The sequence below is a fragment of the Alistipes sp. An54 genome (assembly GCF_002159375.1).
Taxonomy (GTDB): domain Bacteria; phylum Bacteroidota; class Bacteroidia; order Bacteroidales; family Rikenellaceae; genus Alistipes; species Alistipes megaguti.
In genome coordinates, this window is the sequence record NZ_NFIA01000025.1 from 1 (window position 1) to 10,483 (window position 10,483).

10 protein-coding genes and 1 tRNA gene are annotated in these 10,483 nt (G+C 50.8%); 4 read left to right on the top strand and 7 right to left on the bottom strand.

Annotated features, from left to right (window positions below):
• Window positions 1-174: 174 nt before the first annotated feature.
• Window positions 175-414 carry a hypothetical protein gene (locus tag B5G09_RS13530; RefSeq protein ID WP_087405594.1) on the bottom strand — a complete coding sequence of 80 codons (240 nt, stop codon included), beginning with the start codon at window positions 412-414 and terminating at the stop codon, window positions 175-177.
• A gap of 317 nt (window positions 415-731) precedes the next feature.
• Between B5G09_RS13530 and B5G09_RS13535 the strand changes: the two genes are divergently transcribed.
• From B5G09_RS13535 to B5G09_RS13550, 4 genes are all read left to right on the top strand, one after another.
• The gene (locus B5G09_RS13535; RefSeq protein ID WP_087405595.1) at window positions 732-1,067 is read left to right on the top strand and encodes an SH3 beta-barrel fold-containing protein; all 336 of its coding nucleotides are present in this window, start codon (window positions 732-734) and stop codon (window positions 1,065-1,067) included.
• Window positions 1,068-1,436: 369 nt separating this feature from the next.
• Window positions 1,437-2,108: an outer membrane beta-barrel protein gene (locus tag B5G09_RS13540; protein ID WP_087405596.1), complete on the top strand. Its 672-nt coding sequence runs from the start codon at window positions 1,437-1,439 to the stop codon at window positions 2,106-2,108.
• Between the two features lie 18 nt (window positions 2,109-2,126).
• Window positions 2,127-2,510: a hypothetical protein gene (locus B5G09_RS13545; RefSeq protein ID WP_206384458.1), complete on the top strand. Its 384-nt coding sequence runs from the start codon at window positions 2,127-2,129 to the stop codon at window positions 2,508-2,510.
• Window positions 2,511-2,649: 139 nt separating this feature from the next.
• Window positions 2,650-3,276: a recombinase family protein gene (locus B5G09_RS13550; RefSeq protein ID WP_241147685.1), complete on the top strand. Its 627-nt coding sequence runs from the start codon at window positions 2,650-2,652 to the stop codon at window positions 3,274-3,276.
• Window positions 3,277-5,214: 1,938 nt separating this feature from the next.
• Here the strand turns inward: B5G09_RS13550 and B5G09_RS13565 are convergent.
• The 6 genes from B5G09_RS13565 to B5G09_RS13590 form a co-directional block, all read right to left on the bottom strand.
• Window positions 5,215-5,290: transfer RNA gene (locus B5G09_RS13565), tRNA-Met, on the bottom strand.
• Between the two features lie 169 nt (window positions 5,291-5,459).
• Window positions 5,460-7,241, bottom strand: coding sequence for a (Fe-S)-binding protein (locus B5G09_RS13570; RefSeq protein WP_087405599.1), 1,782 nt, complete (start codon window positions 7,239-7,241; stop codon window positions 5,460-5,462).
• A 2-nt stretch (window positions 7,242-7,243) separates the two neighbouring features.
• Window positions 7,244-7,579 (bottom strand): 4Fe-4S dicluster domain-containing protein, encoded by a 336-nt coding sequence (locus B5G09_RS13575; protein WP_087310022.1) that lies wholly within the window; start codon window positions 7,577-7,579, stop codon window positions 7,244-7,246.
• A gap of 4 nt (window positions 7,580-7,583) precedes the next feature.
• Window positions 7,584-8,591: an FAD-dependent oxidoreductase gene (locus B5G09_RS13580; protein ID WP_087405600.1), complete on the bottom strand. Its 1,008-nt coding sequence runs from the start codon at window positions 8,589-8,591 to the stop codon at window positions 7,584-7,586.
• Window positions 8,591-9,679: a heterodisulfide reductase-related iron-sulfur binding cluster gene (locus B5G09_RS13585; protein WP_087405601.1), complete on the bottom strand. Its 1,089-nt coding sequence runs from the start codon at window positions 9,677-9,679 to the stop codon at window positions 8,591-8,593. Before B5G09_RS13585 ends, B5G09_RS13580 begins: the two co-directional genes overlap by 1 nt.
• 4 nt (window positions 9,680-9,683) lie before the next feature.
• Window positions 9,684-10,382, bottom strand: a complete 699-nt coding sequence (locus B5G09_RS13590; RefSeq protein ID WP_087310016.1) for a 4Fe-4S dicluster domain-containing protein — start codon at window positions 10,380-10,382, stop codon at window positions 9,684-9,686.
• Between the last annotated feature and the right edge of the window lie 101 nt (window positions 10,383-10,483).

Sequence of the window (10,483 nt, forward strand, 5' to 3'; positions counted from 1 at the left end):
GTTGGAGATCATGATCTTCTTTGCTGCTGTGGCAATCTAATTTTGTATTAAAATAATCTTTTCAGATGTTTGCAAAGGCACTCTATTTTGTAGCAATGTAATTTAAAAGATTATTTTTGATAAGGTCAAGAATTGATAGTATGTAGCTATCAATTCTTAGTATAAATAAACCACTTATTCTTTGCCTGCTTTTTTGGGGATGGTTATCAAATACCCTTTTCTGATAATGCAAAGTTTATTCATATATGGTTTATCGGCAGATAACCCAAAATTGCGCAAACTGCCATAGCTAATACCAATCTCCTCTTTCTTGAATTTTTCGTAGATGGCAGCCAAGCTACCAAAATAATGATGGCTGTTATCGCACAGCAATTCAACGTGGACAACTGTCCGTTCTACTTTTTCTTTCTCCATTGGAATCTGTTTTAAGCAAAACTATAAAAATATGACAAATATTCAAAATAAAACACATTTATATTTGCATATATAAAATATATGTCATATATTTGTGCTATAAACAAAGGGATGGAGGATATATGGCAACGGAAAGGAAATACAAGATTATGGGGGCGGGAAGCGGGCTTTATGTATGAAATGTGGAGACGGGTGAGAAGGTGTATCGCGGTCGCTCCTATGCCGATTGCCGTAATAAGCTCTACGAATTGATGGGGTGGAGGACTCCCAAACATTGGAAATTTTAACAATTAGGTGTAATAAAAAATCTTACAAATATGGCACAGGTTATTTTACTCAACAATGACACGGCAGTTCGCGCAAAAGTTATTGCAGTTCGCACCTCTTCAAGAATGGTGGATGGCATTTCAAAGGCTCTTTTGATAGAGCAACTTAAGCAGAAATTGCGTAGCGGGCAGATTGTGAAGTTCGCCTATCTGAAAAAGGATGGAAGCATCAGAATCGCTTTTGGTACCACGAATCCAGACTTTATAGCAGATAAGGTTTGTGGCTGGGGTGAAAGCCGTGAACGTTATGCAAATACTGCATACTATGATTTGGAAAGCGGAGGTTGGAGATCATTCAGATGGGAAAATTTGATAGCGGTGTATTAGTCGCTATTATCTTTTTTGCAATACCTCGCACAGAGTGCTGTTCATGTGAAAATAATTTTCTATCTTTGTGTCGCTGAGCAATCAGCAGACATATTTGATGAAAGTGTTTTCGCACTTATCCTAAGTAGGAAATGTGGTAGTTTCAAGACTGAAGGATAGACGAACAGCACTCATTCCTTGTGTAGTTATTGAGGTAGGCATATTCTATGTGTATACCCCATACTATTCAGGTGTGGGGTATTGCATCGTTTATTTCAGTCAAGGTCTTACCACAACCTCCTACTTGATAGACGAAACGGCTCCACACTTTCTTTTTATTTATAATCATCTCTTGGGGAGTCGGGGAGAGCCAAAACTAACCAAACGGTTATGAAAAAACTTTTCTTTGCCCTTGTGGGAGTTGCCATGGTGGCAAGCAGTGCTATTGCACAGAACTTTGAAAAAAACATTTACGGAGTCCGATTGGGCTTGAATGCTGCCAAACTGACCGGGGGTGATGATGGTCATTCTACAACCAAGCCCGGATTTCATATTGGAGGTGTTTATGAACGGTTATTAATGCCATCCAAACCTCTTTATCTGGAAACAGGCTTAAATCTCACCATGAAAGGAAGTGGCGGAACCATGTCAGAAGTGAGATTGAGTGCGTTGTATGTACAGATTCCTGTCATGGTTAATTATAAATTTTATGCAGGAGAACATTGGGTGTTTTATCCTTCTGCTGGATTTTATTATGCATTAGGCGTCGGAGGAACTTGTGATGCAAACTTTTTACGAGCCAGTGATCTCTATACGGTTGATTCGTTTGGAAAGAATGGCATTCTCAAGCGTTCCGATTTGGGTATGCGTTTTGGCGGGACAGTACAATGGCGACGTTTCTGTCTTTCGTTGGGATACGAGTTTGGTTTTATCAATGTGGGGCAGGATTTAAAATTGGATATGAGCGATTTTGATGATAACGATATCCGGTATCTGAACAAGATGGGTGTATCTGATGCGAAGACGGGGAATTTTTTTGTTTCGATTGGTCTCAGTTTTTAATAATGCAGTCTGAAGATGATGAAAAGAACTTTAGTATTCGTATTTGCGATGGTTCTCTTGACTGCTGTCGGATGTTCCAAAGATGAAGATAATAATAGTCTTCTTGTTGGTAAATGGGAGCAGGTCAAAACGGTATGGCTTGACGGAAGTCTTCCGGATGATGAATTCGCCCCGGGTGAACATATGCTTGAGTTTATGGCAGATGGGCGAGTCTATGAGTATCAGAACGGAGAAAAAAGTCCATATTCTACAAAATACTCTTATAATAGCAAGACGGGTGAATTGACGCTGATGTTTGTAATATTCAAAGTTGATTTGTCCGCTGATGAGTTGATTATGTATGGTCAAAGTATTGATGTTAACCCTGCGCCTTATGCAGATTATTACAAGCGTATTGAGTAGCGTTTAGCATAAACTTGTAGAGTTTGAATCCCGGCTTCAAAGTCGGGATTTTTTTGTTGTGATAAAGGATTTATTAAATATGCAAATATTGCATATATTATATAGATGTAATATATTTGTATTGAAAAAAGATTGATAGATGATGGAAACGAGAGTGGTAATATACGCACGGGTTTCGACCTTAGGACAGGACTACGAGCGCCAGCTATCAGAGTTAAGGGAGTACGCATCACGAATGGGGTATGAGGTTGTTAAAGAGTTTTCAGAAAAGGTTAGCGGAGCAAAGAAGGTTGCAGAGCGGGAGGCTTTGGCGGACCTGCTCAAATATGTAGAGGAGAATAAGGTTGACAAAGTGCTGATCTATGAGTGCAGTCGCCTTAGCCGTAGAATAACAGATTTCTTGAATGTCATAGAGTTCTTGACCGAACGCGGAATTTCATTATTTATTTTGCAGAATGGATTGGAAACGTTACAGGCAAATGGCACAGTCAATCCTATTGCTCAATTGGTTATGGGGATAATCAGTCAGTTTAACAGTATGGAACGCAATCTTATCCGGTCTCGCATGGAAAGCGGCTACAACCATTTCAGAATGAATGGCGGTAAAGTTGGCAGGAAGGTTGGCTACCGCAAAAGTGAGGATGAAATGAAAACACAGTATTTCAAAGAGATTCAGTTGATAAAGAAGGGTATTTCGTTAAGAAATATAGCCGCAATCTGCGGGGTAAGTGTGAATACCCTTCAAAAAATCAAGAAAATTATTTAAAATATTAAATATAAAATTTGGTTTTTAAAAATATTATCTGTATGTTTATTCAAATCTCGTTTCTGAGATTGCTAATCAATAAAATAAAATCTGTATGTGATAAAAAAATCTTACACTAAGCTATTGCATAGATGGTCTAAGCATCCCATGGCGAAAATAAAAGTCCTGCAAACAAACGTAGGAGCCGAAAGCGAATAACCACAGTTTTCTGTGGATAGAATTTTAGATTATTCATGTTTGAAAAAGAGGACTTAGATGAATATAAACCTGAATTCTACAAGTTAAACATCACAGATGAGGAGTGTATGTTAACCATCCTCAACTACCTTGATTCAATAGCAGAAATCAGCTACGAATCCTACTTAAAAAAATTAAAAGTATAAACCATGATTAAAAAGAAAAAACTGAATGAAGATGAAATCATAAGAAAAAGAGTTGCCCAAAAAGAGCAAGTAGCCGTAATTTGGACGCGGGTATCCTCTGCGGAGCAGTATAAAAACAACTGTTCAATAGATACACAGAGAAAAGCCTGTCAAAACTTTTGCGAACGAAACCATATCAAAATCAAAGGAGAGTTTGGAGCAAGGAATGAAAGTGCCAAAGTTGAAGGCAAACTCTTCTTGAACATGATAGCAGAGGTACTGCTTGACCCTGAAATCAACTGCATTGTAGTCTATGACTTTGACCGATTCAGCAGAAATTCTCCAGAAGGGATTGCCACAAAAGCCAAATTGAAAAAGAGTGGAATTTGCATAAAGTCTGTCAACCAACCCATCGACCAAGATAATTGCTTAGCAGACATGATAGAGGATATTCTCATCATCATTGCAGATATTGACAATGCCATGAGGCGCCACAAATGTGGAGAAGGAATGCGCGCCTGTATAGAACGAGGGGAGTGGTACAGCAGACCACCCATGGGGTACGACTCACACAAAGAAGGAAAAACGCATGTCATCACAGTCAATGAAACAGGCAAGCTGCTGAGAGAGGCTTTTCTATGGAAAGCCAATGAGAATTTGTCCAATATGGAAATAGTACGCCGACTGGAGGCACGAGGTTTAAAAATACACAAACAAAGATTAACTGAAATTTTCCGCAATGTATTTTATTGTGGAAAGATCCAACACCAACTTCTTGGAGACAGAATCATTGAAGGGAAGCAGGAGAAATTGGTATCGGAAGCCATATTCAACAAAGTACAGGAAAACCTGTCAGGAAACCATGACCGCTACGAACAGCGCCAAATTACCCCTGAATTTCCTCTTAAACGCCATGTGTTGTGCGCTGAACATGGAAAGCCGTTCACAGGATACACTGCCTCTAAAAACGGGAAAGGCTACTACAAATGCAATGTCAAAGGGTGCGGAACCAATGTTGCAGCAGAAATCCTTCACGAACAATACACTTCTCTGCTTTCACAATACAATGTTCCAAATGAGCTCAGGTCCATTTTAGAAAAGGTGATCCAGCGCAAGTTTCAACAAAAGCATGAGAAATCCTACTCAGAGAAATTGAAATTGGAGCAACACCTCAAAAGCACAGAGACCAAGATCAAAAATCTGCGTAAGAAATTTGCCTTTGACGAGATTGACAAAGAGACTTTTCAAGTAGCATTAGCGGATTTGGAAGAGCAAAAAGAAACCTTGCAGAATGAGCTGGGCCGAACAGTTGAGGATTTATCGAACTTGGGAGAGTTCACATCAACCGCTATTGCAATTTCCTGTAAATTAGGAGAATTATGGAAACAAATGGATTTTGAAGTCTGCCAAAAGATACAAAAACTAATCCATCCACTGGGAATTGTTTGGGATAAGGAAAAAGGCTGTTATCGAACCTTGGCAGAGAACAGCGTATTTGAGATTTTCCGCTCTATATCAGAAGATTACAAATGTCATTACAAAGAAAAAGCGGACAACTCTTTCGAATTGTCCGCTTTGGTAGCGGGAGAAGGACTCGAACCTCCGACCTTCGGGTTATGAGCCCGACGAGCTGCCAACTGCTCCATCCCGCGATATATCTTCTGATCCTGCGACGACCAACCGGCCCTCGCCCGATCCCTTTCTATCGCCTTTGCGAGTGCAAAGATAAGTCAAAAAAAAGTCTCCTGCAAATTATTTTTTCCGTCCGGTCCGTCGAAACGGACTGAACCGGCCATCAATCAGCGATTTAGACGTCGAAAATTATTTTAGCGAGGCGGCCACGATCTCCGAAAGATCGCGCACCTGGCTCCGCGTACCGCGTCCGATGGCCTTCTTGCAGAGCGGACAGGCCGTGACGATCACCTCGGCCCCCGTCGCTTCAAGTTCGGCCGCCACCGAGCGGGCTATCTGCACCTGCTGGCCGTCCGAAATGGCCGTATTGGCCACCGACGAACCGCAGCACAGGGCATTCTCACGCGTCGAGGCGGGTTCCAACAACTCCCCGACCGCCTCGATCACGGCGCGCGGTTCGTCGTAAATGCCGCTGCCGCGTCCCAGTTCGCAGGGATCGTGGTACGTAAAGCGCGTCGAACCGTGTTCGAGGGTCAGACGCCCGGCACGGATCAGCCGCAGGATGTACTCCGAGTGGTGGAGCACCTCGATGCCCGGCAGGTCGTAATCCTCGCGGAAGACCTTCAGACAGATCGGGCACGAGGTGACAAGCGTCGTAATGCCGTGTTTGCGGAAGAGATCGGCGTTGTATTTCATCATCTTGCGGGCCGAATCGGTCTCGCCGGCCAGCTTCAGCGGGCGCCCGCAGCAGACGCCTCCCTCACGGTCGGCCCACCAGACCTCCTCGCCCGCCGCCTCGAAGATCGTCGACATGGCCGTCAGCGTACGCGGCGTGAGCAGCGTCATGCACCCCGCAAAGTAGCCCACCTTGCCCTCGCCCGACGAGCGGTCCTGCCCCTTGAAGTAGTCGTAACGGCGTTCGTCGGGGACGTTGTGCATCTTGTCGCGCGAATTCAGACGCAGCGTGTTGAGGTCGATGTCGACCGGGCACCGCTCGGCACAGCGGCCGCACATCAGGCAGTTGTCGGCCACCTGAAGCCGCAGATGGTTGTAGCGGCGGTCGCGCAGGAAGTAGACCGACTGCACGTCGTTGATCCCCAGCACGCTCTGCAGCTGGCAGGGGTCGATGCAGATGCCGCAGCGCGAGCAGGCCTCGACCTGAAAGTGGTCGTACGACGACTCCTTCTCCGAGGAGCGGATGCCGTAACGGCGCAGGAAGATGAGCGGAATCTCCGTGAAGATGTGCATGTAGCGCGAGAAGGGAAGCGCCACGAAGAAGAGTCCCAGGCACGAGGAGTAGAACCACCACGCCACGGACTCCATCGTCAGCAGCGGCATCGTCCCGATGTGGGCGGCCATCCAGCTGCCGATCGAGCCGGTGAGGAATCCCCCGCCGCCGTAGATGGCGCACGTGGTACTCTCGGCCACCAGACGCGCCGGGAAGATGAACCACAGCGCCGAGAGGGCTATGCGGTCGCCCAGGACGTGTTTCGTCGTGCGTTTCAGCCCCATGGCCCGCGAATAGAAGCGTTTGCCCCAGGCCAGCGCCACGCCCGAGAGGACGAAGAGCAGCAGCAGGTCCATCAGGAAGTCGAAGACCGGCTTGTGTTCGAGCCCCGTGGCGAAGTATTTGAAGAAGACGTGGCCCTGCAGCGGCACGTAACGCAGACCGAGGTAGGCTACGGTCTCGATCCACCCCACGGCGATGAGCAGGAACCACCCGAAGGCCAGCGACATGTGCATGTAGCCCAGCAGCGGGTTGACGCGGAAGATGCGGCGGTGGAGCAGCGATTCGCTGATCACCTCGCCCACGGCTCCGAGGGTCTTCCGCGTGGGAAGGCCCCGCAGCAGACGCATCTTGTCGCGGCGCGGAAGCTCCCAAAGCCAGCGGCCCCACTTGCAGAACAGCGTGAGGAACATCACCGCGGCGCCGAGGATGAACAGCAGACAGAAGGGTGCGTAGAATGTCATCGTCAGAAATCTCCCAGTTTACGTTTGATCAGCATCACCACCCCGCGCGTATTGATTCCCCGCGGGCAGACCAGGCGGCACTTGCCGCACAGCATGCACTTGTTCATCTCCTCGTAGGCCCCCTGGTACTCGCCGCGGCGGACCAGCGTATGCACCCGCCGGAAGTTGAACGACGTGAGGTTGCCCGCCGTACAGATCGCCGTGCAGGCCCCGCAGCCGATGCAGGTCTGCAGTTCGGGCATCTCGCGCAGGATCTCGTCGCTCTTGCGCAGGTTGTTGCGGTCGAGGTCGATCACCCGCGGCTTGGAGATCGTATATCCGAAATTGATTGCTGCCATCGCTCTATGCCTCCACGTATCGGGCCGCGGCATCGGCCGCAGCGGTTGCTTCGTTCAACGATTCGCCGATGGTCTTCGGCGCCGTCACGGTCCCGGCGTAGAAGATTCCCCCGACGTTGCTGGAGACGTTGCCCAGGAAGAGGTCGCGGGGTTTCATGAAACCGCTCGCGGCACGCTGCAGCCCGGCACCTTCGGCCAGTGCGGCGTTGTCGTCGTTGGCCCGCATGCCGATGAGCAGCACCAGCAGGTCGACGCTCATGCGCAGTGGACGCCCCGTGAGCGTATCTTCGGCCTTGATCTGCACGCGCCCCTCGAGCGTGGGGCTCGCCTCCGAGATGCGCCCGCGCACGAAGTGGATGTTATAGGTCTGCTGCGCCTCGCGGTAAAGCTCCTCGTAACCGGGTCCGAACATGCGGATATCCATGTAGAAATTGAAGACGTCGGCCTCGGGGAAGAGGCGCTTCATCTCGATGGCCTGCTTGACGCCCGTCACGCAGCAGACCTTCGAGCAGTGCTGCTGGCAGACCTTCTCGTCGCGCGAGCCGACGCAGTGCAGGAAGGCGATGCGGCGCGGCGCCGTACCGTCGGCCCGGGCCACACGGCCCTCGTTGAACATCCGCTCCAGATCGGCCGACGTCAGCACATTGTCGTAGATGCCGTAGCCGTACTCCTCCTTGATCGAGGCGTCGAACAAGGTCGATCCCGAGGCCAGCACCACCGCCTCGCACGTCAGCCGTCGGCCGTCGGCGAGCGTCACGCTCTGCGGCGTGAAGCCCTTCACTTCGGTGGAGGTCATCACCTCGATGCCGTGCTCATTGACCCGCCGCCGCAGGTCGGTCAACACCTCCTCGGCCGGGGTGAACGAGGGAAACAACACGTGCCAGCCCCTCAATTTGCCGCCCAGTTCGGGCTCCTTCTCGACGATCACGGGCTCCATGCCCTGTTCCACGAGGCGCAGGGCCGTCTGCATGCCCGCTACGCCGCCGCCTATAACGATAATGCGTTTCTTCATTACTCTCTGATGTCGTATATCGTATCCGTCGGGCAGCAGTTGACCACCGCCGACGCGGGTTTGCCGATGTATTTGCCGTTGCGGCCCAGGTATTTGGCCGCCGGGTCGTAGTCGATGCCCATCTTGTCGAGCAGCGGCTCGACGTCGACCTGGTGCATCTGGATGCCCAGCGCCCAGGGGTCGTAGCCCAGCACCAGCCCGGCCATCTCCTCGTAGGTGAGCACCGGAATGCCGTGGCCGTTCTGGCCGTAGGTCGTCCCCTCCATCTCGGCGATGGCGTACTGCCACTTGTCGAGGAACATCGCGCAACCCGGGCAGTTGGCCACGATGAAGTCGGGTTTGTAGGGGGCCATGCTCTCGAGCTTCTTGTGCGAATTGGCGATCGAGTAGCCGCGGTTGGCCTGTACGAGGTAGTTGCGGAAGCCGAAGCCGCAGCAGTGGCGCCGTTCGGGATAGTCGACCACCTCGCCGCCCCACGACTCGATCATGCCGGCCAGCACGTAGGGGAACTCCGAGCCGCCGATGCCCGATTTGGGGAAGATCTTGGCGTAGTGGCAGCCGATATGCTCGACCACGCGCAGCGGTTCGCCCGTAACGGCGTTGACCAGCCGGTGCTTGGCCCGGCGGGCGATCTCGTCGCGGAAGTGGAACATCACGTCCGACGTATGGGCCACGTTGGCCGGTTTGCGGAATTCGCGCCCCGTGGCCTTGAAGAGGTTCTCGCGCGTCTTCTCCTCGGTCTCGGGAAACTCTTTCCACGTGGCCAGCACCTCGGTGTAGATACCGAACGAAGTGATGCACGAGGTGACGAAATTCTCGTAGCCCGCCTCGTTCATCAGCGCGAACTGCCGCGCCACCACCGTCATGATCGTCTCCAGGGGCACGATGTCCGAATGGTAGCCGATGCCGGTGCACGACGAGTGTTTCGGATCGTCGAGCAGATCCTTGCCCAGATCGTTCGTCAAGATATCGATAAAGGCCTTCTCGCTGCCCGGGAAGAAGTTCTGCCGGATGCAGCTGCGGGCATAGTAGTAGTGGTCGTCGGCAATCTCCTTCTGATACTCCTGCCAACTTCTGCGTTTCATCATCTTTCTAATAGTGCTCGTTGCTGTTGGTGGTGAAGACGTCCATCATGTACTGCTGGTCGGCGCCCTCTTCGTAGCCCATTTCGCGGGCCTTGCGGTCGGAGTGTTTCTCGATCGTATCGAACATCTCGCTGCCGCCGCTGACATCGAAAATGCGGCGGATCTCATCGAGGGACTCCTCGTCGATGCGGCGCAGGGCTCCGGCGCCGTGACGCATGTAGGCGGGTGAGAACTGCCCGTAGACCTCCTTGTCGTGGTCGTAGATCCACTGCCAGACGGTTCCCTGTTCGGGGTGGAGTTCGGGTTTGACCAGCCGCGGCACGATGCAGTAGCCCGTGCGGAGGATATTCTCGCCGATGATGCGCTTCAGGGCCAGCTGCTGGCGGCCCTTCTCGCTCTCGACGAAGAAGCCCAGCTTCTGCGACAGCGTACGCAGCGCCTGAATGACGTAGCCCGGCGTATTGCCCCGCGGACAGCGCGGACGGCACGACATGCACTCGCCGCAATACCAGATCGTGTCGCTCTTCAGCAGGGCCTCGATGGCATCATCGTCACGCGACTGGACGATCGAGACGATCTGCCGCGGGTCGTAGTTGTAGAACTCGGCCGCCGGGCAGACTCCCGTGCAGACGCCGCAGTTCATGCAGGCGTTCAACCCCTCGCGCATGCGCACGTCCTCCATCAGCATGTCGAAATATTTTCCCATACCTTTTATACAAAAAAACCTTTGCACTGCAAAGGTAGGGATTCCGCATCGGTTGCGCGGTGGTATAAATGCGTAATTTTCCGCCTGGAATCGCTTTGTGG

Coding starts and splice junctions, on each gene's coding strand:
- B5G09_RS13540 (WP_087405596.1), top strand. CDS start 1,437: ATGAAAAAACTTTTCTTTGCCCTTGTGGGAGTTGCCATGGTGGCAAGC.
- B5G09_RS13590 (WP_087310016.1), bottom strand. CDS start 10,382: ATGGGAAAATATTTCGACATGCTGATGGAGGACGTGCGCATGCGCGAG.
- B5G09_RS13585 (WP_087405601.1), bottom strand. CDS start 9,679: ATGATGAAACGCAGAAGTTGGCAGGAGTATCAGAAGGAGATTGCCGAC.
- B5G09_RS13575 (WP_087310022.1), bottom strand. CDS start 7,579: ATGGCAGCAATCAATTTCGGATATACGATCTCCAAGCCGCGGGTGATC.
- B5G09_RS13580 (WP_087405600.1), bottom strand. CDS start 8,591: ATGAAGAAACGCATTATCGTTATAGGCGGCGGCGTAGCGGGCATGCAG.
- B5G09_RS13550 (WP_241147685.1), top strand. CDS start 2,650: ATGATGGAAACGAGAGTGGTAATATACGCACGGGTTTCGACCTTAGGA.
- B5G09_RS13535 (WP_087405595.1), top strand. CDS start 732: ATGGCACAGGTTATTTTACTCAACAATGACACGGCAGTTCGCGCAAAA.
- B5G09_RS13570 (WP_087405599.1), bottom strand. CDS start 7,241: ATGACATTCTACGCACCCTTCTGTCTGCTGTTCATCCTCGGCGCCGCG.
- B5G09_RS13545 (WP_206384458.1), top strand. CDS start 2,127: ATGAAAAGAACTTTAGTATTCGTATTTGCGATGGTTCTCTTGACTGCT.
- B5G09_RS13530 (WP_087405594.1), bottom strand. CDS start 414: ATGGAGAAAGAAAAAGTAGAACGGACAGTTGTCCACGTTGAATTGCTG.